We start from the raw sequence: 21,689 nt of genomic DNA on the forward strand, positions 1-21,689 counted from the left end.
CGTCATGCTCAGCTGCGTCGAGCCGGTCAGGGCCCTCGCGGAGACGGGACGCTATTCGGTGCGCAGCACCTCCGCGGCCGACGAGCGCGAGGCACGCACCGACGGCAGGAACGCGCCGAGCGCGGCGATCGCCGCACCGGAGACGGCGAGCGCGGCCACCGTCGGCCAGGCCCACACGTGCAGCAGCGAGGCGGGCAGGTCGCGGCCGGTGCCGTGACCGGTGGCCGGGACCACGATCCGGTGGACGACCATCCCCGCCGGCAGCCCGATCAGCCCGCCGAGCAGGCCCAGCGCGGCCATCGCCGTCACCACCAGCGCGATCACCTGGCGCGGCGTCATCCCGATCGATTTCAGGACCCCGACATCCTTGCGCCGCTCGCGGGTGGTCATGACGACCGCGTTGAACACCCCCAGCGCCGAGACGGCGATCAGCATGCCGGTGAGGGTGGAGATCACGCTGATCATCACCTTCTCGGTGGTGTCGATGCCGTCGTTCAGCGCCGGTTTCAGCGCGGGGTCCAGGCCGGCGGCCTTTGCGGCGTAGTCGTTCGGTTCGGTGCCTTTGGTCAGGCCGATATAGAACGTCATGGCACGGTGCGTGGAACGCAGGCCCACAAAGCGATTCCAGTCGGTGCTCGTCACGTCCCAACCGCCGGATTCCTCGCCGACGACCTTTTCAGGGACCTGACCATCGGCGGAGCCCAGGACGATGGTCTGGCCGAGGGCGAGATGGTGCTGGTGCCAGAACTCTGATCCGACGACGACCTCTCCGGGACCCTCGATCCAGCGTCCGCGCGCCAGATCGGGGTGCAGCGCCGCGGTGTCGCCGGTCTCGACGTCCATGGCGACGGCGTCGGTACTGCCGGCCAGGTGGGTGCGGAAAGGCGCGTCGGCTGAGACATGGGCCGTCCCGGGCAACGCTCGCAGGAGGCTGAACAACTCGTCGTCGGTGTGGGCCGGGGCGGCCGGATGCCAGGGCGCGGCCGGATCGTCCACGGTGGCCGTCACCTGGATCTTGTCCTGGCCGCTCTGCGTCCGGTCGTACTTCACGACCGTCGCCGACAGGCCGATCGCCAGCGTCACGGTCGTCACGCCGAGCACCACCGTCGACAGCGTCAGCGCGGTCCGCCCCGGCCGCGAGAACGGCCAGCCCAGCCCGAGGCTCACCGGAGGCGGCAGGCGCGAACCGCCGAGCGCACGCTGGACCCGCAGACCGCGTCCGGTCTGCGGCACGGCACCCGCGCTGATCACCACGGCGGCCGGCAGGCGGCGGGCCTTCATTGCGGGAAGGAGGGCTGACACCGCGACCAGGGCCGGCATGCCGAGCAGCACGGCCGGATACACCCACGCCGGAAGGGTTTCACTCCCTCTGAGAACGTCGTTGCCGGAGATGCCGTAGAAGGCCTGGCTGACCATCGAGGACCCGGCGGCCGAGCCGATGACGGCGCCGAGCACGCACCCGATCGCGGCCGGGACCATGACCATGAGGATGTACACAGCTGTCACCTGGCCCGGCGTGAATCCCAGGGCTTTGAGAATCCCGATGTGCCGATAGCCGGCGACCACGGCGCCGCTGACGACCGTGCCGACGATCACGACCGAGACGACGAGACCGAGGATGCTGAAGGCGGTCAGGAACGGCACGTAGGTATTGGGGCCGGTGGCCAGGTGGGCCTTGATGGTGAGGTAGGAGCTCGTTCCGATCAGCGATCCGGAGGGCATGGTCGCGGCCACGACAGCCATGTTGGCTCGCAAGGACGCATCCGATCCCGCCTGCTGGAACCGATACATCATCTGGGTCTCGGTGGCGCCCAACGCCGTCGCCTCGGCCGGGGTGACCCAGCCGTCGGCGGAATCGCTGACGGACCTGGCGTAGCCGACGACTTTCAGGTCGAGGCCGTCGGCGGTGACGACATGGTGTTCGACGTCGATCAGCCGCACGGTCGTGCGGTCGTCGCCCTGCGGGAGGTTCAGGACGATCTCGCCGGGGCCTGCGGGCCAGCGTCCCTCGGCCAGCTTCAGCGTGTCGACCGCCGTGTCCGGACGATCGCGGCCGACGACGGTGAACGTCCCGGCCAGCCCGATCGAAGGAGTGCCGGTCTCAGTGGGCTGATGCAGGTATGCGACCGGATACGGTCCGGCGGAACCGACCACGCCCGGGGCGTGAGCCGTCTGCGCGATCTGGGCCGCGCTCGCCTTGGAGTCGGAGTATTCGGCGACGATGTGCGCGCCATGAGCTGCGGCGTAGACCTTGTCAAAGGGGCCTGATACGGCGGCGAGCAGACCGAGGGTGACGACCGCCATTCCGGTGGACAGCAGGACCACGACGGCCAGAACGAAAGTCTGGAGCCTGCGGCGCTTGATGGCCGCCGACGCCGCGGTCCACACCGCGCTCATCGGGCGTCCTGCAGAGCCGGCAGGAAACGGTCGCGAGCAATGCGTCCGTCCTCGATCTCGACCACGCGGGACGCACACCGCGCGGCGAGCCGGGGGTCGTGAGTCACCAGGACGAGGGTCTGCCCGAGCCGGTTCAGGTCGGTCAGCAGGCTCATCACCGCCTCCCCGGAACGGCTGTCCAGCGCGCCGGTCGGCTCGTCGGCGAGCAGCAGCGCGGGCTTGTTCATCAGGGCCCTGGCAACGGCCACGCGCTGCCGTTCCCCGCCGGACAGGGACGCCGGGTGGATGGCCGCGCGGTCGGCGATGCCGAGCTCGTCCAGCAACTCGGCGGCGCGTGCCCGGGCCGGCCGGGCGCGCATGCCGGCGAGCCGGCCGGACAGGGCGACGTTATCCAGGGCCGGGAGGTCGTCGAGGAGGTTGAAGAACTGGAACACCATGCCGATCCGGCGGCGACGGAAGACCGCCAGGCCCTTCTCGGACAGCGCGGTCAAGTCCTGGCCGCCGACCACGATGCGGCCCGCAGAGGGGCGGTCCAGGCCGGAGACCATGTTCAGCAGGGTCGACTTGCCGGAGCCGGAGGGGCCCATCACCGCTACCGACTCGCCGGTGCGGATGGTCAGGGTGACGCCGTCCAGGGCGGCGTGGTCACCGAAGTCCTTGCGGAGGTCGGTCAGGTGGACGACGGGGTCCGGGTCTACAGCTGTGCTTTCAAAGAGATCTGCGTCTTCGGAGGGTTTCGCATTCGTCATGGGACGACAGTGCCGACGGCGGTCGAGGCGGCACATCGGAGCTGGGCAGGCATCGGGCGCCAGGGGATGCCGTCTCGGGGCGTACGCCCTGGGTCCGATGTGGTGGCGCGGGTGCGTACCTAGGGTTGGCCGCATGTCCGAGAACCGGCCGTTCCTCCCGCGGGTGCCGCCGCCGTTGGTGGTGGCGTGTGTCTGGGTCCTGACGACGTCGTACCTGTTGCTGGCGCAGTCGCAGCGGATGCAGCGGCCGTGGGGGCCCGTGGTGGGGGTGGGGCCGGGGCACCGGTCGTCGTGGGCAATGGATGATCGGGAGTGGGTCGTCCTGGCGTTGGCGGGTGTGGTGGTGGCCTGCGGGTGCCGGTGGCTTGCCCGTAGGCCGTTGGGGGCGATGGCCGCGCTGGTGGTCGGGGCGCTCGCGTTGAACTACGACATCCACTCGGCCGGTATCGCGCCGGATCAGTACCTTCCCGTGTGTGCCGCGCTCTATTTCGTCGCCGCCGGCGAATCCCAGCGGACTGGGGCTTGTGCGGCGGCGGTCGCGGGCGCCGGAGTTCTCGGGTACGTGGTGGTGTGCCTTGTCAGGGGCCTGAGGGTGGATACGGCGGTCGAGGCCGTCGTGGTGCTGTGCGTCGCTTTGGCTGCGGTGGTGGGGGATTCGCGGCGGCGGGAGCGTGCGCATGTCCGGGAGACGCGAGCCCGGGTGGCGTCGCAGGCGGTGGTCGCCGAGCGGCTGCGGATCGCCCGGGAGCTGCACGACATGGTCGCGCACACGATCGGGGTCGTCGCGTTGCAGGCGGGGGCGGCGAAGCTGGTGGTGCGCAGGCGGCCGGACGATGCGGTGAAGGCGCTGGGGGTCGTGGAGGACGCGGCGCGGGAGACGCTGGCGGGGCTTCGGCGCATGCTCGGCGCGTTGCACGATGACGAGCCGGGGGCGGATGCGCCGCCGGAAGGGCTGGACGGCGTTGAGCAGCTGGTGGACAGAGCCCGCGAGGCGGGGGTGCGCATCGAGGTCGAGCGGCGCGGGGTCTGTCGGCTGTTGCCGCCGGAGGTCGATCTGGCTGCTTTTCGGATCGTGCAGGAGTCGGTCACGAACGTCTTAAAGCATTCCGGAGCGCGCGGCTGTCAGGTCCGGTTCGAGTACGGGGAGGAAGACTTGGCGATCGAGGTGGCCGACGACGGCAGGCGCGCCGGCTGTGGCACTGATTACGGCGCCGGCTACGGCCTGGCCGGGATGCGAGAGCGGGTCGAACTGTTGGGAGGCGAGTTCAGCGCCGGGCCGCGTGCCGGGGGCGGTTTCCTTGTAGCCGCGCGGATTCCGGTTCCGGTTTCGGTTCCGGTTCCGGTGTCGGGGCGGTCCTGATGGCGGTCCGCATTCTGCTCGCCGACGACCAGCCCCTGATCCGCTCCGCGCTCGTCATGGCGGCCACGGACCGGCCCGACCTCGACGTCGTCGGCGAGGCCGGCACCGGGCTGGAGGCGGTCCGGATGACCCGTACGCTGCGTCCGGACGTGGTGGTCATGGACATCCGCATGCCCGGCATGGACGGCATCGAGGCGACCAGTCTGATCACCGCCGGCCCGGACACGGCCCGCGTCATGGTCCTGACCACCTTCGACGACGATGACAACGTCTACAACGCCCTGCGCGCCGGCGCCTCGGGCTTCCTGGTGAAGGACATGGGCATCACCGAGATCCTGGCCGGCGTCCGGGTGATCGCGGCCGGCGACGCGCTCATCGCCCCCAAGGTCACCCGCCGCCTGATCGAGCAGTTCGCCCGCCGCACCCGCACCGAGCCGCCCCCGGCGGACCGGGGCCGGCACCTGGGCGTCACCGGCCGCGAGCTGGAAACGCTGGCCCTCATCGCCCGCGGCCTGACGAACGCCGAGATCGCCGAGGCGATGGGCATCAGCGGCTCGACGGTCAAGTCCTACGTGACGCGCCTGCTGGTGAAGCTGGACGCGCGCGACCGGGTGCAGCTGGTGATCGTCGCGTACGAGAACGGTTTGGTCAGCACCGGCGACAATCCCTACCGCAGCATCGCCGACAACAGATCCGTGCCGAGCGCCGTCAGCGCGGACGCGTCGAGCGAGTAGTACACATAGCGCCCCCTGCGCTCGGCCACCAGCAGCCCCGCCTTCCGCATCACCGCGAGGTGGCGCGAGACCTCCGGCGCCGTCAGCTCCCACGCGGCGGCCAGTTCCCCGGTCGTGTGCGGGCTTCTGGCCAGGGTGCGTACCAGCCGCAGCCGCACCGGGTGCGACAGCGCTTGCAGCCGCCGCTCGATGACGTCCATCGACACCGCGTGCTCGGCGGCACCGGGTTCGGCCGCCGGGTACTGCATCACCGGGCGCCAGCCTCGGGCGTGGACCGCGACCAGGTGGGGGCTGCCGAAGACGGTCGGGATGAGGGTCACGCCGTCGGTGCGGGCGCGGGTCGCGTTGTCCTGGAGTTTGTCCACGACGATCGACGCGTCGCCGTCGGCGCGGGCGGCGAGTGTCACCGCGGACGAGACCGACGCCAGGGCCGGGCCGATCCCCTCGCGCTCCCGCAGGCTCGTCTTGACCTGCACGTCCGCCGCCAGGCGCGGGACCACGTCGGCCCACGCGGCCTCGAAGAAGGCCTCGCCGCACTGCTCCAGCGTCTCGCGGACCCTGCGGCGCACCACGCCGGGGTCGGTCAGCAGCCGCTCGGCGAAGGCCTCCTGCACCGCCCCGCGCGCCTGGGCCTGTTCCAGGGCGCGCTCGCGGGCGCCGGCGTCGGTCAGCGGCGAGGCGTCGCCGAAGTGGACGCGGTTGCTGCCGCAGGTGGTGACCAGCGCCGAGAGCACGTAGGCCTCGTCGTCGATCGCGTCGACGTCGTCCAGCTCCTGCTTCAGGCTGCCCTTCGGCCGGGCCGGCAGCAGGAAGTCCGCGCGGGAGGAGCGCCACAGGAACTCGGCCTCCTGAAGCCGCTCGGCCAGCTCCGGGCGCAGCGCCCCGCGCACGCCGGCCGCCCACGCCGCGAAGCGCGGGTGGTGGGCGGTGCCGGCCAGCGCGTGCAGCATCGCGGCCAGTTCGGCCAGCGGCGAGACGGCGAACCGCAGCCGCTCGGGCGGCATGCCGGTGATGTCGATGCGCAAGGTCACTCAGCCATTGTCGCTGGTGGGGACCGTGGACGGCACGTCGGTTGACGCCATTGGTCAATCCACGTGACGGACCGGGGCCGCGCCGCGCACCGTTGGGCCATGACCATGAGCGCGCCCCCGCGAACACCGCCGGAGACCGGCGGGGAACCTGGCAAGGAAGCCGTCGAGCGAACCGCCGAGCAAGCCGTCAAGCTATCCGCCCGGAAGGCGGCCCAGGGCCCGGCCCAGGACTCTGCCCGGGACCCGGCCCAAGCACCGGCCCGCCCCCGCGTCGGCGCACGTGCGCTCCTGCGCGCCACCGGCGGCCCCCGCTACGCCGTCGCGCTGCTCGTCGACTCCTTCGGCAACGGCATGCTGCGCCCCTTCCTGCTGCTCTACGGGATCGACGTCATGCGCCTGTCCGCGCCGGTCTCCGGCGCCGCGATGACCGCCGGCATCATCGCAGGGCTCTGCGCCACACCGCTCACCGGCCGGTGGCTCGATCGCGGCGCGCGCAGCACTGTGGTGGCCGCCTCGATGCTGATCCGGGTCCTGGGCACCCTGGTGCTGCTGGCGGCCCCGGCGGGCAGCGTCCCCTGGTTCACCGCCGCCGCGCTGTTCCTGGGCATCGGCAACCAGAGCATGCCCACCGCGCACGCCGCGCTCATCGCCACCGTCGCCGCCGGCCGCGAGCGCGACGCGGCAGCGGCCGCCGCACGCTCTGTCCGCAACGGCGGCATGGGGCTCGGAGCGCTGGCCGCGACCGCCGCCATGGCCGGCGGGCCGACCGCGATGCGGTGGCTGGCGGCGGCGACCGGGGCCAGCTTCCTGGTCTCGGCGCTGCTGGCCTGGACGGTCCGCATCCGGGGGCAGGCGGCGCCGGTGAAGGGATCCGGCATCCGTACCGCACCGACGCCGGTGATGCTCAAGCTGCTGGCCGCCAACGTCATCTACGTGTTCTGTCTCAACGTCCCGGAGATCGCGCTGCCGCTGATCGTGGTGCGGATGCTGCACGCCTCCCCCGCCTGGGCCGCCGGGATCTTCGTCGCCAACACCGCGCTGGTGGTCGCCTTGCAGGTCCCGGTGACGGTGTGGCTGGGACGCTGGCCGCGCAGCGTCGCGCTGGCTGCGTCGGGGGGCGTGATCTCGGTGTCCTACCTGGGCTTTCTGCTCGCGTCCGCACTCGGCCACAGCCTGGCCGCCCCCGCCGTCGCCGCCGTGTCAGTGCTCTGCACCATCGGCGAGATCATGTACGCCGGCGCCGTAGGCCCGCTGCTGATGGCGATCACCCCGGCGCCGGTGCTGGGCCGCGCGCTGGCCCGCTTCCAGCTGTCCAACGGCATTGGCCTGGCCGTCTCCCCGTCGGTCATCACCGCCCTGGCCGCGCACGGCTCGGCCGCGCTGTGGCTGCCGCTGACGGCGGCGACGCTGCTCGCGGCGTGGTCGGTGCGCCGGCTGTCGGACGGGGAGCAGGAGTGAATCAGCCCCCGGACAAGGTCCGGGGGCTACAAGATCCGGGGGCTGATGGAACTCGGGCGTCTACGATGCGGCAGGCCGCAGCACCACCGGCAGCGCGTCGTGTCCGTTGGAAATCAGCGACCCCAGCGGACGCAGCGTGGTCTGCGGCGCCAGCGCGAGGTCCGGGAAGCGCTCGAAGAGCATGCGCAGTGCGATCTCCGCTTCCATCCGCGCGAGCTGCGAGCCCAGGCAGAAGTGCACGCCGTAGCCGAAGGACAGGTGGTCCTGTCCCGAGCGCGTGACGTCGAAGACGTCCGCGGTCTGGCCGTGCAGGTCGGGGTGGCGGCCGACCGCGGCGTAGGAGGCCAGGATCGCCTCGCCCTGGCGGATCGTCACGCCGCCGGGCAGCTCGATGTCCTCCACCGCGTAGCGCAGCGGCAGGTGCGCGACCGGCGCCTCGAAGCGCAGTGTCTCCTCGACGACGTCGCGCCACTGCGCGGTGCCGGCGTCGACCTTGGCGCGCTCGGCGGGGTGCGACAGCAGGGTGGTGATGCCCTGGTCGATCAGGTTGACCGTGGTCTCGTATCCCGCGGAGACGACCAGCAGGAGGGTGTCGAGCAGCTCCTGCTCGGTCAGGGCCGAGCCGTCGCCTTCCTCGTCCTGGTCGTCGCGGGCGGCGATGAGGACGGAGGTCATGTCCTCGCCCGGGTTCTCGCGCTTGTCGGCGACCAGGCCGGCCAGGATGCCGTAGACCTTGGTGGCGTTCTCCGTCTGCTCCTCGGCGGACAAGGTGGTGTCGAACACGGCGTCCACGCAGCCGCGGAACGCCTGCCGGGCCTCGGCGGGCAGGCCCATCAGGGAGCCGATGACCTGGATCGGCAGCGGGACGGCGAAGCGCTCGCGCAGGTCGGCGCTCTGGCCGGCCGGGGTGGCGGCCAGCTCGTCGAGCAGGGCGCGGGTCATCTCCTCGATCGCCGGGGCCAGGGCTGCCATCCGGCGGGCGGCGAAGGCCGGGCTGACCAGGCGGCGCAGCCGGCGGTGCTCGGCGCCGTAGGCGGTGAACATGTTGCTCACGCCGACCCACAGGGTCAGCGGCCACTTGCCGACGATCTCGTCGGGGAACTTCGGCCAGTGCCGGGCGGCGTCCTTGGACACCCGGGGGTCGACCAGGAGCGTCTTGAGCACGGCCGGGTCGGCTATCGCCCACACCTCCTGGCCCAACAGGTCGACGCGGGTGGCGGGGCCGTGGGCCCGGAGATGAGCGTCCTCGGTGTGGCGGTTCGCGCCGGTGGGATCGAGGGTCAGGACGTGCTGGTCCATGCTGGGGCCTTCCATGGCGGACAGGAGCGATCGAGGACAGGCTACTGATTCACAACGGCCGGGGTGCGCGGGGCGTTCAGCGAACAGGGTTCTGCCTCGGGACCGGGATGGCGACCGGCAGCGCGGCCAGCCCGCGGGCGAAGGGCCCGGGCCGCCACACCAGGTCCTTCTCGGGGACCGCGAGCTCCATCTCGGGCAGGGCGTCCAGGATCTGGTCGATCGCCGCCTGGGCGATCAGGTAGGCCGCGGACTGGGCCGGGCAGGCGTGCGGGCCCACGCTCCAGGCCAGGTGGGCGCGGTTGCCGGCGCGCTGGTCGGAGGCGATGGCCGGGTCGTTGTTGCAGGCCGAGAAGCTGATCACCACCGGCTGGTCCGCGGGCAGCCAGACGCCGTCGATCTGCACCGGGTAGGGCGGGTAGGAGATGCCGAAGTTGGCCATCGGAGGGTCCTGATACAGCACCTCGTCCAGCGCGTCGCGGACGGTGAGGTTGCCGTCCAGCACGTCCCCGGAGAACCGCTCGTCGGTGAGGATCAGCAGCAGGGTGTTGGCGATCAGGTTCTGCTGGGGCTCGATGCCGGCGCCGTAGACGCAGGCCAGCTGGTGCACCATCTCCGGGAGTTCCAGCTCTGATTCGTGCTGCAGCATCCGGGTGGTGATGTCGTCGGCCGGGCGCTCCTTCTTCATCATGACCAGCTCGGCCAGCGCCGCGGCGAGCATGGCGTTGCCGGCCTCGGCGTCGATGCCCTCGAAGATCTTGGCCATGCCGATCGCCACCCGCTCGCCGATCTCCGGCGGGCAGCCCAGCATGCGGTTGAGGACGCGGAACGCCAACGGGAACGCGTATTGCGTGATCAGGTCCGCCTGGCCGGCCCGGCTCAGGCCGGCGATCAGGTCCCCGGCCACGTCCTGGACCACCCGGCGCAGCGCGTGCAGGTCGACGCCGTTGAGGCTGTACACGTTGGAGCTGCGGTACCGGGAGTGCTCCATACCCGCGCTGCGCAACGCATTCGGCCGCCACTCCATCATCGGCCGGACCGGGCAGGTCTGGGACAGGTTCGCCCCCTCCCAGCGGCGCGGGTCGGCCGGGAAGCGCTCCGGGTCGTGCAGGATCCGGATGGCGGTCTGGTAGCCGATCACCAGCGTGGCCGGCACTTCGGGGTCCAGCAGGACCGGGACCAGCGATCCGTGCAGGTTGCGCATCCGCTCGTACACGCCGTGCGGGTCGGCGGCGAACTCGGGCGTGTACATGGGGATGCGCGATATGGCGGTGCTCTGTGGGGGTGTCTGGGTCGTCACGCGAGCGTCTCCGGTCGGCTGGTGAGGTGTTCGACGAGCATGATCAGGGCCTTGATGGACGAGGTCTGGTCGCGGGCGTCGCAGACGGTCAGGGGGGTGGTCGGCGCCAGGTCCAGGGCCTCGCGGATCTCCTGGGCCGGATAGCGGCGCCCGCCGTCGAACTCGTTCACGGCGACCGTGTAGGGCAGGCCGCGCTTCTCCACGGCACTGAGGATCTCGTCGGAGTGGTCCAGGCGCCGGGTGTCGACCAGCACCAGGGCACCGGCCGCGCCGCGGGCCAGCTCGTCCCACATCGGCAGGAACCGGTGCTGCCCCGGCGTGCCGAACAGGTACAGCGCCACGTCCCCGAAGGTCCGGCGCCCGAAGTCCATGGCCACCGTCGTCGAGGTCTTCTTCGGCAGCCCGGCCAGGTCGTCCACGCCGAGACTGGCCTCGGTGATCGGCTCCTCGGTGCGCAGCGGCTTGATCTCCGAGACGCTGCCCACGAACGTGGTCTTGCCGGCCCCGAAGTGGCCGGCCACCAGCAGCTTCACGGACCGGGTGACGGTGCCGGGCAGGTAGGCGACCTCAGACAAGTTGGCGGAGCCCACGGAGAACCTCTTTCAGCACGTCGATCTCGGGGACGTCGGCGGTCGGAGCGGGGACGGCGAGATGTCCGGAGTCCATCAGGGCGGAGGCCAGGATCGAGACCACCGACGGCGGCAGATCCAGGTGCGCGGCGATCTCCGCGACCGACAGGGCGCCGTGCCGGCTGCACACGCCCAGCACCCGGCGCTGCTCGGGGGCCAGCCCCTGGGCCGGGACGTCCTGCGCGATCAGCAGCGTCACCAGCCCGAGCTTGCGGCTGGGGCGCACCACGCCGCCGGTCACGACGTACGCGCGCACCAGGTCCGGGTCGCGCCGCGGCCGGCTCATGGCCGGCGCGTCTCGCTGGTCAGCTCGTTGCCCAGGCGCGAGGCCAGATCGTTCATCCGGTGCACGATCAGCCCGGCGTCCGCGGTGGGCTCCGCGCACACCCCCAGCATCGCGTTCTGGCCCGCGGCGGTGACCAGGACCAGGGCCTGGTCGTACTCGATCAGGTTCTGCCGCAGCCGGTTGTCCTGGTCCCCGGTCATCGTGGCCAGCGCCTTGCCCAGGGACTGCACCCCGCTGACCGCCGCGGCGAACGCGTCGGCCTCGTCGCGGGAGATCGAGTCCGAATGCGCCATGCGCAGCCCGTCCCCGGAGATGAGGACCGAGTAGCGCACCCCTTCGATGTCCAGGCTGCTGAGCATCCAGGTCAGCTTGTTGTTCCCGTCAGCCGGCGGGGCGGTGGTGCTCACGGGCTATCGAGTCCCTTCTGCGGGGTCGGAGGGCGTGTCCGCGCCGTCGGTGCGGTGCGCGCCGCTCTGCCACGCCGCGGCGATGCCGGGCCGCGGCGGCGAGGCGCTGAGCACCGGCGGGAGGGGCTGGGTGTCCTGCGTGGCGCTGTGCCGCCGGCGGCGCGGCAGCCCGGCGTCGGTGGTGTCCAGTTCCACGAGGTCTTCCGGCGCGGGCGGCGCGGCGTCGGAGCCGTCGTCGATCGGGACCTCCGCGGCGAGCAGGGACTCAGGGATGAACAGCGCCGCGCGCGTCCCGCCGAACGGGCTGCTGGAGCCGTCGATGGAGGCCTGGAAGCCGTAGCGCCGGCTCAGCGCGGCCACCGTCGGGAAGCCGATCTTCGGGTGCGGGCCCAGGGCGTGCAGGTCCACCGGTTCCTGGCCGGACAGGATGCGGCGCGCGGCGTCCAGCTGCTCGCTGTTCATTCCCACGCCGGCGTCGTCGACGATGACGGTCACGCCGTGGTGGCCCTCCTGGAACGTCACGTCGACGAAGGACCCGGGCGGGGAGTAGCGGGCGGCGTTGTCCAGCAGCGTGGCCACCGCGTGCACGGCGGGCTCCACGGCCTGGCCGACCACCTGGCGGCTCAGCTCGCGCGGCCGGACCCGCTGGTAGTCCTGGATGCGGCCCATCGCGCCGCGCACCACGTCGGTCATCGGCTGGGCCGGCCAGCGCCGGCCGGGCAGGCCGCCGCAGACCACGACGTAGGACTGCGCCTGGCGGATCATCTGCTGGACGGTGTGGTCGATCAGCGTGAGGGTCTCGAAGGTCTCGTCGCCCCGGTGGCGGCGCATGGCCTCGGCGACCACCTTGCTCAGGTTCGCCCCGAGGCTGACCACGGTCTCGGCGAAGGACCGCACGGCCGACTCGGTGGTCTGGTGGGCCTCTTCCTCAACGCGCTGACGCACCGAGGAGGCCACGCCGCGCTGCAGATCACGAAGACCGGTACCATACCGCCGCGTCAGGACCTGGATGTCGCCGGCGAAAGCGGTCCGCTCCAGGACCGGCGGCACGGCCGGGAAGTGATGGACCGCTTGGCCCGCCGGGGAATCGCCCGTCAGCTCGCCGACCGAGGGCAGACCGGCGGCGACCAGCTGCGCCACCGCGGCGTCCCGGGCCGCGCAGGCCTCTTCCAGGCCGGCGACCCGCGCCCGCAACTGCCCGGCACCGCGGGCCCAGTACACGGCGACAGCTATCGCGATGATGAGGGCGGCAGCCGTGCACCACAGTGCTATATCAGCATTCATCCGTCTTCTCAATCAGGTCTGGTGTGAAGCGAAACGGCACGCTGATGCCTTTTTGCCTGATACTGACACGCTTGCGCGCACCAGATCTACGGGCCATGACAGTACCGCACAAGGGTGTGACCCGCCGACCTCACGAGCGCTCGACTATTTGTTCTCACGGGATCTTCTGAGCTTTTTCTCAAAGCGGACGTTGACGCGCCCCTCATCGCTCTCTCACTTCACGAAGCCACCGTTGGCGGTGATCCGAACAACGGTTGTGGAGGTGGTGTCATGGAGCGCGAAGCACGACGCAGGTTGGTCCGGATTTCCGCGGTGACCTGGGGTGTCACGGCGGCGAGCGTGGCCGGCGGGGTGGCGATCGCCGCGACCGTGCCCCGGGCCGCGCACGCGAACCCGGGCAGCTCGGGATTACAGCCGGCGACAACCGCGCCGAGTACCACGAGCACCACGAGCACGACTTCTTCGAATTCCTCTTCGTCTTCCTCATCGTCATCGTCATCGTCGTCCTCGCCATCCTCGTCATCCGGTTCGTCTTCTTCGTCATCGTCGTCCGGCCACGCCGCCACCTCGGGTGCGTCATGAGTGCCGCGGCGGCCGACTGGCGCGCGCTGGGTTGCGCGGTCCGGCTGGCGGTCACCGATCCGGACGCGCTGACCGATGCCCGGCAGGCGCTGGAAACCTGGCTGGCCCGGGTGGATCTGGCCTGCAGCCGGTTCCGCGACGACTCCGAGATCGCCGCGTTCGACCGCTCGGCCGGACGCGACCTGCCGGTCAGCCAGGTGCTGGCCGACGCGGTGGCCGCGGCGCTGCGCGGCGCGGAACTCAGCTGCGGGGACGTCGATCCCACGGTCGGCTCGGCCTTGGCGGGCCTGGGGTACGACCGCGACTTCGACCTGGTGCAGCAAGGCGGAAGCCCGGTGAAGCTGGTGGTGCGGCCGGTGCCGGGCTGGCGGCGGATCCGGTTCGACGCCGTCGGGCGCACCCTGGCGGTGCCCTCCGGGATCCGGCTGGACCTGGGAGCCACCGCGAAGGCGTGGGCCGCCGACCGCGCGGCCGCGGAGTTGGCCGCGACGTTCGGCTGCGGCGTGCTGGTCGGCCTCGGCGGCGACATCGCCGTGGCCGGGCCGGCGCCGCAGGACGGCTGGGCGATCCGCGTCCAGGATCGGACCGACGACCCGGACCCGAACGCGGCCTTCACCAGTGTCCTGATTCGCGACGGCGGACTGGCCACCTCGGGCACCGCCGCCCGCCGGTGGACCCGCGATGGCAGAACCCTGCATCACATCGTCGACCCGGCCACCGGCCTGTCGGCGCGGACGCCGTGGCGCACGGTGAGCGTGACGGCGGCCAGCTGCCTGGACGCCAACATCGCGAGCACCGCCGCCGTGATCCGCGGCGGCCGGGCCCCGGCCTGGCTCGCCGAGTGCGGCCTGGACGCGCGGCTGCTGGCCGAGGACGGGACGGTGTGCACGGTCGGCCGCTGGCCCGCCGCGCCGCGCAGCACCGGCTTCGCCTACGCCCTGGATCCGAAGGGGGTGCCGTCGTGGACTCCGCGGTGATCTGGTACGCCGGGCAGGCCACAGGAATCGTGTGCCTGGTGCTGTTCAGCATCGTGATGGTGCTGGGGATCGGCGTGCGACGCCAGGTACGGCTCCCGGGGATGCCGCGCCTGGCGGCGGTGGCGCTGCATCGGAGCATCTCGTTGCTGGCGGTGGCGTTCCTGACGGTGCACATCCTGACGGCGGTCGTCGATTCCTATGTCGATATCAGCCCACTGGCAGCCGTGGTGCCGTTCTCCTCTTCCTACGAGCCGCTGTGGGTGGGCCTGGGCACGGTCGCGCTGGACCTGATCCTGGCGGTGACGGTCACCAGCCTGCTGCGGGCCCGGCTGGGCCGGCGGACGTGGCGGGCCGTGCACTGGCTGGCCTACGGCTGCTGGCCGGCGGCGGTCGTGCACGGCGTGGCCCTCGGCAGCGGCACGGGGCATGCGATGAACGGCTGGGCCCTGGGGCTGACCCTCGGCTGCGTCGCGGTGGTGCTGGCCACCACCGCACATCATTTCCTCGCCGGGCGCCGGCGCGTGACACAGACACAGATACAGATACAGATACAGACCCCGGCAGACCTTCTCGCGGCGGGAGCCCGACGATGACCACGACGACCACCATGACCACCATGACCACGACTGTCCTGCCGGTGCGCATCCGCTCGTACGCCACGAACGCGGCGCGGCGACTGCTCGCCTCGGAACCGTTGAACTACGAGGCGCACTGCGCGGTCTACGGCGGCCTGTCGTACCTCGACGGCGAGCAGATCATCCTGGCCGCCGAGCTGGCGGGCCTGCGCGGGCACGGCGGCGCGGCGTTCCCGACCCACCGGAAGCTGAGCGCGGTGCGCGAGGCGGCTCGGCGCGGCCGGCGCCGGGCGGTGGTCGTGGCCAACGGCTCGGAGGGCGAACCGGCGAGCGCGAAAGACAAAACCTTGATGTCGCTGGCGCCGCACCTTGTGCTGGACGGCCTGGCCCTCGCGGCGGCGGCGGTCGGCGCCGATCGGGCCTTTCTGACTGTGGAAGCCGGGCACGGCTTGGGCCGGTATCTGACCGAGGTGAGCCGGCAGCGGCCCGCGCCGACGGTGCCGGTCACGATCGTCGAGGTGCCGCAGCGCTTCCTGTCGGGGCAGGAAACCGCACTGGTGTCGTTCCTGGACGGAGGAGCGGCCCGGCCCCGGTTCCAGATCCGGCCGGTGTACGAGCACGGCGTCGGCGGCGCACCCACGCTGGTGCAGAACGTTGAGACGCTGGCGCATCTGGCCCTGATCGCCCGCCACGGCCCGGGATGGTACCGAGCCGGCGCGGCCACGTCGCTGTTCACGGTGCGGCACGCGGACGGCACGCCGACCGTGGTCGAAGCCATGCCGAGCACGCCGGTGCGGCAGTTGGTGAATACGGATACGGATACGGTTCCGCATCCGGGCAGCAGCCAGGCAGTCCTGATCGGCGGGTACCACGGCACCTGGCTGCCCTGGGCCGATGCGGCATCATCGAGCCTTGAGACGCTGGGCGTCCCCCTGGGAGCAGGGATGCTGGCGGTCCTCCCCCACGACCGCTGCGGTCTGATCGAAACCGCCTCGATCCTGCGCTACCCGGCCCTGGAATCGGCCGGCCAGTGCGGACCGTGCCTGAATGGCTTGCCGCGCATGGCATCGGCCTTCGCCGAGTTGGCCCATCCGACGCCGCGCACCGACTTCCGCCAGATCCACACGGACCTGTCGCGCTGGGCCGGCCTGATCACCGGGCGCGGCGCGTGCCGCCACCCCGACGGCTCGGCGCGGCTGGCTCACAGTGCCCTGACCACGTTCGCGCGGGAAGCCGACGCCCACGCCCGGGGCCGCTGCACCGCACCCGGGCGACCGCCGATGCTGCCCGTTGGGAAATGAGAGGCCTGACATGACCGAAGCACCCCGGCCGCCGCGCGCGGCCGTCGACTGGACCACCTGCCGGGGTTACGGCGGTTGCGCCGACCTCCTCCCGGAAGTCATCACCCTCGACGAGTGGGGCTACCCGATCATCGGCGACCGGCCGATCCCGCCCGAAGCCCAGCGTCGGGCCCGCAGAGCCGTCAACGAATGCCCCGCGCTCGCTCTTCTGCTTCGAAACTGACCGCCGATCACGCCGCAGCAACGCTCCGCCGAACGGGCGGACGATGAACCCGACGGCCACCAGCGCCAGAGGTGATCGTGCCGGAGGTGGACATACCGTAGTCGAACCACTCCATGGCGTTGCCAACACCTCCCGGTGCCGGCGCGCCCCGGGGCAAACAGGCCAATTTTCCTTGAATTTCCCCGATACCGCCGTGATAGAGATCCGGATTTCGGGGTAGCCGGGGCCCATGGACACTCAGAACGCGACGAAGGGCCTATTCCGCACCAAAAGTATTGAAGAGACCCTCAAGGACACGGACGACTCCGAGCGCAGCCTCAAACGCGCGCTGTCGGCGTTCGACCTGACCGTCTACGGCATCGGTGTGATCATCGGTACCGGGATCTTCGTACTGACCGGAACAGCCGCCAAGGACTACGCCGGACCCTCCGTCGCGCTGTCCTTCGCCGCCGCGGGGCTCGTATGCGCCCTGGCGGCCCTGTGTTATGCCGAGTTCGCCTCGACGGTCCCGGTCGCGGGATCGGCGTACACCTTCTCCTACTCCTCGCTCGGGGAGTTCCCGGCCTGGCTGATCGGCTGGGACCTGATCCTGGAACTCGCGCTCGGCGCGGCGGTGGTCGCGGTCGGCTGGTCCGGCTACATCCAGACGCTGCTGGGCGACATCGGCATCCACATCCCGAGCGCCATCGGCGGCGGCACCGACCAGCACTGGGGGCTGAACATCCCGGCCGCGGTGCTGGTGCTGGCCGTGACCGCGCTGCTGGTCGCCGGGGTCAAGGAGTCGGCCCGGGTCACCGCCGTGATCGTCACGATCAAGGTGGCGGTGGTGCTGATGGTGATCATCGCCGGCCTGTTCTTCATCAAGAGCTCGAACTACCACCCCTTCATCCCGCCGACCTCCAAGACGGGCGGCACCGCGAGCGGCGGCTCGGCGCCGCTGATCCAGCATCTGGGCTTCGCGCCGGGTTCCTTCGGCGTGATGGGCATCTTCAGCGCCGCGGCCGTCGTGTTCTTCGCCTTCATCGGGTTCGACGTCGTGGCCACCGCCGCCGAGGAAGTGAAGAAGCCGCAGCGCGACCTGCCGCGCGGCATCCTGGCCTCGCTGGCGGTGTGCACGGTGCTTTACGTGGCAGTGACGCTGGTCGTGACCGGCATGCAGAAGTACACGATGCTCTCGGAGAAGGCCCCGCTGGCCGACGCCTTCAACGCCACCGGCGCGCACTGGCTCAGCGGCTTCATCAGCGCCGGCGCGGTCCTGGGTCTGACCTCGGTCACCTTGCTGCTGCTCATGGGCCAGTCCCGGGTGTTCTTCGCCATGAGCCGCGACGGCCTGCTGCCCCAGACCTTCTCCAAGGTCCACCCCCGGTTCAAGACGCCGTACCGCTCGACCATCCTGCTGGGCGGGGTCGTCGCCTGCTTCGCCGCCGTCATCCCGCTCAAGGCGCTGGCCGAGCTGGTGAACATCGGCACCCTGGCGGCCTTCATCCTGGTCTCGCTGGGTGTCATCATCCTGCGACGCACGCGCCCGGACCTGCCGCGCGCCTTCCGCACCCCGGCGGTGCCCTACGTCCCGATCGCGGCGATCCTGGCCTGCCTGTGGCTGATGCTCAACCTGCCGGTGGACACCTGGATCCGGTTCGGCGTGTGGATGGTGGTCGGACTGTTCGTGTACTTCGGCTACAGTCGCCGGCACGCCGTCCGGGCCGTCGAGGTACGGGAGACGGAGGCGGTGAAGTAGAGCGGGGCAGACATCAGGGTTCTTCGTCACCTCACCGGACGCGCCCGGCGGGCCATTGCCCGCCAAGCGCGTCCGGCGCTTGTTCCGTAGGGTGAAATACCGCTTAGTCCCCAGTTTCGATCCGAGCAGAACGGTCAAGTCGAAAGTGTTGGAGGTGACAACACATGGAAATCGACCGGGACGGCCACGGCGCGGACCAGCGCGCGGCCGTACGCAGCGCGGAACAGGCGGTGGGCGACGCCTGGATCGGGCAGCTTCTGGTGGCCGAATACGAAGCACACATCTCCGTGGACGTCTGCACGCGAGCCCGGCAACAGCTCGCCGACCGACTCCGCGTCGCGCAGCGGGTCGGCGACCCGCCGGCGATCGAGGAGACCGCACGCCAGCTGAAAAGGGCCGAACAGGCCTGCGCAGCCGCGCTGGACTCCTATTCCGAATCGCGCGACCTGCTGGCCGAGCAGCTGCAGAACTGGCTGTCCGCCACCCGGATGCGCTTCCGCGAGGCACAGGCCGATCGACGGGTCATCGGCTGGTGAGGCGCGGGCGCGACGGCGTCCGCGGTATCGCTTCCGAGCAGTGACTGTGGTCTTTGACTGTCGCTGTAGACCCCACCATCTGCCCACACCACCGCCGCCCCGCGAAAAGGCGTCACACCCGACCCGCGCCACCAGCGGATCCCGTGAACCATGCGCGAAGCCGTCAAGAAACGCCCGTGCCTGTCAGCCATAAACAAACCGCACCCGCCACCCCCACCCACGCATACGCCAGAGGCGCCCGATTCAGACATCGAGCCCTGAGAACCTCAGCTCTTGCTCCGACCGCCCAGGTGCTCGGCGATCCGGCCGCCGGCCAGGATCGTCGCGATCTGCCGTGGCGAGAGCCGGTGCCGGACGCCGAAGGTCGTGTTCCGCGAGAGGTTGCTGACCGTGAACTCGCCGTCGGCCAGGTGCCGGCTCAGTCCGTCGAGCTGAAGCTCGTCGCCGGGCTGGATGCCGTCGTAGTCGGCCGGGTCGGTGAACTCCAGGGGCAGCACGCCGAAGTTCACCAGGTTCGAGGCGTGGATCCGTGCGAACGACTTGGCGATCACGACGCGCAGCCCCAGGGAGCGGGGCGCCAGTGCCGCGTGCTCGCGCGAGGAGCCCTGGCCGTAGTTCTCGCCGCCGATCACGGCGTGGTCGCCGGTCTCGCGGGCCCGCTGCGGGTACGTCGGGTCCAGGCGGGTGAAGGAGAATTCGGCGAGCCTTTCGATGTCGCTGCGGAACGGCAGCGCCGCGGCGCCGGCCTGCAGGATCTCGTCGGTCGACACGTTGTCGCCGGCCTTGAGGACCACCGGGACGTCCAGGCGGTCCGGCAGCGGGTCCAGCTCCGGCAGCCTGCCGATGCTCTCGGCCTTGACCAGCTCGACCTCCGCGGCCAGGCCCGGCGGCAGCGGGTGTTCCAGCACCACGACGTCCACCGAGGAGGACTCCGGCAGCTGCACGTCAGGGTAGGCGAACCCCAACTCGCGCGGGTCGGTGATGCGTCCGGTCAGAGCGGCCGCGGCGGCTGTCTCCGGGGAGCACAGCCACACCTGGTCGTCGTCGGTCCCGGAGCGGCCCGGGAAGTTGCGCGGAAAGGTTCGCAGACTGTTGCGGCCCTTCGCAGGGGCCTGACCCATGCCGATGCAGCCCAGGCACCCGGTCTGGTGCAGGCGCGCGCCGGAGTGGATCAGGTCCAGGATGGCGCCGGACTTCGTCAGGTCGGCGAGGATCTCCCGCGAGGTCGGGTTGACGTCGAGCGAGACCTGGCGGTCGGCGCGGCGGTCGCGCAGGATCGCGGCGACCATGGCGAAGTCCCGCAGGCCCGGGTTGGCCGAGGAGCCCACCACCACCTGGTGCACCTCGGTGCCGGCGACCTCGCGCACCGCTACCACCGAGCCGGGCGAGCTGGGCTTGGCGATCAGCGGTTCGACGGTGGACAGGTCGATCTCGTCGGTGAGGTCGTACTGGGCGTCGGGGTCGGCGGCGAGTTCGACGTAGTCCGCCTCGCGGCCCTCGGCGCGCAGGAACTCCAGGACCCGGTCGTCGGAGGGGAAGACCGTCCCGGTCGCCCCGAGTTCGGCGCCCATGTTGGCGATGACGTGCCGGTCCATCGCCGACAGCGTCGCCACCCCGGGCCCGTGGTACTCGATGATCCGGTGCACCCCGCCCTTCACGCCGTGGCGGCGCAGCATCTCCAGCACCACGTCCTTGGCGCTGACCCAGTCCGGCAGCTCGCCGGTGAGCCGCACGCCCCAGATCCGGGGCATGGTCAGGTACAGCGGCTCCCCGGCCATGGCCAGCGCGACCTCCAGGCCGCCGACGCCGATGGCCAGCATGCCCAGCGAGCCGGCGGCGCAGGTGTGGGAGTCCGAGCCGATCAGCGATTTGCCGGGGATCCCGAAGCGCTGCATGTGCACCGGGTGCGACACGCCGCCGCCCGGCGGGGAGAACCACAGGCCGAAGCGTTGCGCCGCCGAGCGCAGGAACAGGTGGTCGGCCATGTTCCGCTCGTCGGTCTGCAACAGGTTGTGGTCGACGTACTGCACCGAGACCTCGGTGCGGACCCGGTTCAGCCCGAGGGCTTCCAGCTCCAGCATCACCAGGGTCCCGGTGGCGTCCTGGGTCAACGTCTGGTCCACGCGCAACGCGATCTCGGAACCCGGCGTCATGGCGCCGTCGGCGTCGGCGTCGGCGTCCACCAGATGTGCCTCGATCAGCTTGCGCGCCAAGTTCATTCCGGCCATTCCGGTCCGGTGCCCGGTGATCTGTGGCGCAAACCCCCGCCTTGAGGCGCATATCCCCCATAATCCCGGGTACGCGCGAGGCTCGACGGCACGCCGCCCCGTGGAACCGCGGCGCCGGACAGCCGTGCCGCGGCGAGGAGATCGCGATGAGCACCGAGCGCATCGTCGACGTCATGAGCCTGGCGCCGGTGACAGTGAAACCGACCGACAGCGTGGCCGAGGTGGCCGCGGTCATGCGGGAGCGGGACATCGGCGCGGTGCTGGTCGACGGCGGCGGGGACATGACCGGGGTGGTGACCGACCGCGACCTGGTGGTCCGGGTGCTGGCCGACGGCGGCAGCCCGGCCACCATGGTCAGCGCGGTCTGCACGATGCATCCGCTGTGCCTGCACCCGGAGGACGACGTCGACGCCGCGCTGGAGACCATGCGGGAGCACGCCGTGCTGCGCGTCCCGGTGGTCGACCACGGGGTGGCCGTCGGGGTGATCTCGCTGGGCGATCTGGCGCGGCTGCGGGATCCGGAGTCGGTGCTGGGCCGGATCAGTACCGCCGCGCCGAACCACTGAGCCGATCCGCTGAGCTGAACCGCTGAGCGCGC

General features: G+C 71.3%; 21 protein-coding genes. 10 read left to right on the forward strand and 11 right to left on the reverse strand.

Features of this window, described 5'->3' with window-relative positions; all coding sequences use genetic code 11:
- Nucleotides 1-51: 51 nt before the first annotated feature.
- On the reverse strand, nucleotides 52-2,397 hold the full coding sequence (locus ABIA35_RS23455) for an FtsX-like permease family protein (protein ID WP_370359324.1): 2,346 nt from the start codon (nucleotides 2,395-2,397) through the stop codon (nucleotides 52-54).
- Complete coding sequence (locus ABIA35_RS23460; RefSeq protein ID WP_370345982.1) at nucleotides 2,394-3,146, reverse strand: ABC transporter ATP-binding protein; 753 nt, start codon at nucleotides 3,144-3,146, stop codon at nucleotides 2,394-2,396. Before ABIA35_RS23460 ends, ABIA35_RS23455 begins: the two co-directional genes overlap by 4 nt.
- 133 nt (nucleotides 3,147-3,279) lie before the next feature.
- Here ABIA35_RS23460 and ABIA35_RS23465 point away from each other — a divergent pair, with 133 nt between their 5' ends.
- Both ABIA35_RS23465 and ABIA35_RS23470 read left to right on the forward strand, forming a co-directional pair.
- Nucleotides 3,280-4,506 carry a sensor histidine kinase gene (locus tag ABIA35_RS23465; protein WP_370359325.1) on the forward strand — a complete coding sequence of 409 codons (1,227 nt, stop codon included), beginning with the start codon at nucleotides 3,280-3,282 and terminating at the stop codon, nucleotides 4,504-4,506.
- On the forward strand, nucleotides 4,506-5,240 hold the full coding sequence (locus tag ABIA35_RS23470) for a response regulator (protein ID WP_370359326.1): 735 nt from the start codon (nucleotides 4,506-4,508) through the stop codon (nucleotides 5,238-5,240). Before ABIA35_RS23465 ends, ABIA35_RS23470 begins: the two co-directional genes overlap by 1 nt.
- Here the strand turns inward: ABIA35_RS23470 and ABIA35_RS23475 are convergent.
- Nucleotides 5,174-6,271 (reverse strand): DUF5937 family protein, encoded by a 1,098-nt coding sequence (locus ABIA35_RS23475; RefSeq protein WP_370359327.1) that lies wholly within the window; start codon nucleotides 6,269-6,271, stop codon nucleotides 5,174-5,176. The genes ABIA35_RS23470 and ABIA35_RS23475 overlap by 67 nt on opposite strands.
- Before the next feature lie 99 nt (nucleotides 6,272-6,370).
- Here ABIA35_RS23475 and ABIA35_RS23480 point away from each other — a divergent pair, with 99 nt between their 5' ends.
- The gene (locus ABIA35_RS23480) at nucleotides 6,371-7,729 is read left to right on the forward strand and encodes an MFS transporter (protein WP_370359328.1); all 1,359 of its coding nucleotides are present in this window, start codon (nucleotides 6,371-6,373) and stop codon (nucleotides 7,727-7,729) included.
- 60 nt (nucleotides 7,730-7,789) lie between these two features.
- On the opposite strand, the gene ABIA35_RS23485 is transcribed toward ABIA35_RS23480, so the two are convergent.
- The 7 genes from ABIA35_RS23485 to ABIA35_RS23515 all read right to left on the reverse strand — a co-directional run bounded on the left by ABIA35_RS23485 (nucleotide 7,790) and on the right by ABIA35_RS23515 (nucleotide 13,497).
- Complete coding sequence (locus ABIA35_RS23485; RefSeq protein ID WP_370345992.1) at nucleotides 7,790-9,028, reverse strand: cytochrome P450; 1,239 nt, start codon at nucleotides 9,026-9,028, stop codon at nucleotides 7,790-7,792.
- A gap of 76 nt (nucleotides 9,029-9,104) precedes the next feature.
- On the reverse strand, nucleotides 9,105-10,325 hold the full coding sequence (locus ABIA35_RS23490; protein ID WP_370345994.1) for a cytochrome P450: 1,221 nt from the start codon (nucleotides 10,323-10,325) through the stop codon (nucleotides 9,105-9,107).
- A complete protein-coding gene (locus ABIA35_RS23495) occupies nucleotides 10,322-10,915 on the reverse strand; it encodes an ATP/GTP-binding protein (RefSeq protein WP_370345996.1) in 594 nt (197 codons plus the stop codon). The genes ABIA35_RS23490 and ABIA35_RS23495 overlap by 4 nt, the downstream gene beginning before the upstream one ends.
- Complete coding sequence (locus tag ABIA35_RS23500) at nucleotides 10,893-11,240, reverse strand: DUF742 domain-containing protein (protein WP_370345998.1); 348 nt, start codon at nucleotides 11,238-11,240, stop codon at nucleotides 10,893-10,895. Before ABIA35_RS23500 ends, ABIA35_RS23495 begins: the two co-directional genes overlap by 23 nt.
- Nucleotides 11,237-11,647, reverse strand: a complete 411-nt coding sequence (locus ABIA35_RS23505) for a roadblock/LC7 domain-containing protein (RefSeq protein WP_370346000.1) — start codon at nucleotides 11,645-11,647, stop codon at nucleotides 11,237-11,239. The genes ABIA35_RS23500 and ABIA35_RS23505 overlap by 4 nt, the downstream gene beginning before the upstream one ends.
- A 3-nt stretch (nucleotides 11,648-11,650) precedes the next feature.
- A complete protein-coding gene (locus tag ABIA35_RS23510) occupies nucleotides 11,651-12,931 on the reverse strand; it encodes an ATP-binding protein (RefSeq protein WP_370346002.1) in 1,281 nt (426 codons plus the stop codon).
- A gap of 218 nt (nucleotides 12,932-13,149) precedes the next feature.
- The gene (locus tag ABIA35_RS23515) at nucleotides 13,150-13,497 is read right to left on the reverse strand and encodes a hypothetical protein (RefSeq protein WP_370346004.1); all 348 of its coding nucleotides are present in this window, start codon (nucleotides 13,495-13,497) and stop codon (nucleotides 13,150-13,152) included.
- A 12-nt stretch (nucleotides 13,498-13,509) separates the two neighbouring features.
- Here ABIA35_RS23515 and ABIA35_RS23520 point away from each other — a divergent pair, with 12 nt between their 5' ends.
- The 6 genes from ABIA35_RS23520 to ABIA35_RS23545 all read left to right on the forward strand — a co-directional run bounded on the left by ABIA35_RS23520 (nucleotide 13,510) and on the right by ABIA35_RS23545 (nucleotide 18,863).
- Nucleotides 13,510-14,490: an FAD:protein FMN transferase gene (locus tag ABIA35_RS23520; protein WP_370346006.1), complete on the forward strand. Its 981-nt coding sequence runs from the start codon at nucleotides 13,510-13,512 to the stop codon at nucleotides 14,488-14,490.
- Nucleotides 14,475-15,083, forward strand: a complete 609-nt coding sequence (locus ABIA35_RS23525) for a ferric reductase-like transmembrane domain-containing protein (RefSeq protein ID WP_370346008.1) — start codon at nucleotides 14,475-14,477, stop codon at nucleotides 15,081-15,083. The genes ABIA35_RS23520 and ABIA35_RS23525 overlap by 16 nt, the downstream gene beginning before the upstream one ends.
- On the forward strand, nucleotides 15,080-16,366 hold the full coding sequence (locus tag ABIA35_RS23530; RefSeq protein ID WP_370346010.1) for an NADH-ubiquinone oxidoreductase-F iron-sulfur binding region domain-containing protein: 1,287 nt from the start codon (nucleotides 15,080-15,082) through the stop codon (nucleotides 16,364-16,366). Before ABIA35_RS23525 ends, ABIA35_RS23530 begins: the two co-directional genes overlap by 4 nt.
- A gap of 10 nt (nucleotides 16,367-16,376) precedes the next feature.
- On the forward strand, nucleotides 16,377-16,589 hold the full coding sequence (locus ABIA35_RS23535; RefSeq protein WP_370346012.1) for a ferredoxin: 213 nt from the start codon (nucleotides 16,377-16,379) through the stop codon (nucleotides 16,587-16,589).
- 229 nt (nucleotides 16,590-16,818) lie between these two features.
- On the forward strand, nucleotides 16,819-18,327 hold the full coding sequence (locus ABIA35_RS23540; RefSeq protein WP_370346014.1) for an amino acid permease: 1,509 nt from the start codon (nucleotides 16,819-16,821) through the stop codon (nucleotides 18,325-18,327).
- A gap of 164 nt (nucleotides 18,328-18,491) precedes the next feature.
- Entirely contained in the window at nucleotides 18,492-18,863 is a 372-nt protein-coding gene (locus tag ABIA35_RS23545) for a hypothetical protein (protein ID WP_370346016.1), read from the forward strand.
- A 266-nt stretch (nucleotides 18,864-19,129) separates the two neighbouring features.
- On the opposite strand, the gene ABIA35_RS23550 is transcribed toward ABIA35_RS23545, so the two are convergent.
- Nucleotides 19,130-21,091, reverse strand: a complete 1,962-nt coding sequence (locus ABIA35_RS23550) for an aconitate hydratase (RefSeq protein ID WP_370359329.1) — start codon at nucleotides 21,089-21,091, stop codon at nucleotides 19,130-19,132.
- Between the two features lie 146 nt (nucleotides 21,092-21,237).
- Here ABIA35_RS23550 and ABIA35_RS23555 point away from each other — a divergent pair, with 146 nt between their 5' ends.
- On the forward strand, nucleotides 21,238-21,657 hold the full coding sequence (locus tag ABIA35_RS23555; RefSeq protein WP_370346019.1) for a CBS domain-containing protein: 420 nt from the start codon (nucleotides 21,238-21,240) through the stop codon (nucleotides 21,655-21,657).
- Nucleotides 21,658-21,689: the final 32 nt, after the last annotated feature.

The organism is Catenulispora sp. MAP12-49 (genome assembly GCF_041262705.1).
In the GTDB taxonomy this organism is placed as follows: domain Bacteria; phylum Actinomycetota; class Actinomycetes; order Streptomycetales; family Catenulisporaceae; genus Catenulispora.

Coding starts and splice junctions, on each gene's coding strand:
- ABIA35_RS23455 (WP_370359324.1), bottom strand. CDS start 2,397: ATGAGCGCGGTGTGGACCGCGGCGTCGGCGGCCATCAAGCGCCGCAGG.
- ABIA35_RS23460 (WP_370345982.1), bottom strand. CDS start 3,146: ATGACGAATGCGAAACCCTCCGAAGACGCAGATCTCTTTGAAAGCACA.
- ABIA35_RS23465 (WP_370359325.1), top strand. CDS start 3,280: ATGTCCGAGAACCGGCCGTTCCTCCCGCGGGTGCCGCCGCCGTTGGTG.
- ABIA35_RS23470 (WP_370359326.1), top strand. CDS start 4,506: ATGGCGGTCCGCATTCTGCTCGCCGACGACCAGCCCCTGATCCGCTCC.
- ABIA35_RS23480 (WP_370359328.1), top strand. CDS start 6,371: ATGACCATGAGCGCGCCCCCGCGAACACCGCCGGAGACCGGCGGGGAA.
- ABIA35_RS23485 (WP_370345992.1), bottom strand. CDS start 9,028: ATGGACCAGCACGTCCTGACCCTCGATCCCACCGGCGCGAACCGCCAC.
- ABIA35_RS23500 (WP_370345998.1), bottom strand. CDS start 11,240: ATGAGCCGGCCGCGGCGCGACCCGGACCTGGTGCGCGCGTACGTCGTG.
- ABIA35_RS23510 (WP_370346002.1), bottom strand. CDS start 12,931: ATGAATGCTGATATAGCACTGTGGTGCACGGCTGCCGCCCTCATCATC.
- ABIA35_RS23520 (WP_370346006.1), top strand. CDS start 13,510: ATGAGTGCCGCGGCGGCCGACTGGCGCGCGCTGGGTTGCGCGGTCCGG.
- ABIA35_RS23530 (WP_370346010.1), top strand. CDS start 15,080: ATGACCACGACGACCACCATGACCACCATGACCACGACTGTCCTGCCG.
- ABIA35_RS23535 (WP_370346012.1), top strand. CDS start 16,377: ATGACCGAAGCACCCCGGCCGCCGCGCGCGGCCGTCGACTGGACCACC.
- ABIA35_RS23540 (WP_370346014.1), top strand. CDS start 16,819: ATGGACACTCAGAACGCGACGAAGGGCCTATTCCGCACCAAAAGTATT.
- ABIA35_RS23545 (WP_370346016.1), top strand. CDS start 18,492: ATGGAAATCGACCGGGACGGCCACGGCGCGGACCAGCGCGCGGCCGTA.
- ABIA35_RS23550 (WP_370359329.1), bottom strand. CDS start 21,091: ATGGCCGGAATGAACTTGGCGCGCAAGCTGATCGAGGCACATCTGGTG.
- ABIA35_RS23555 (WP_370346019.1), top strand. CDS start 21,238: ATGAGCACCGAGCGCATCGTCGACGTCATGAGCCTGGCGCCGGTGACA.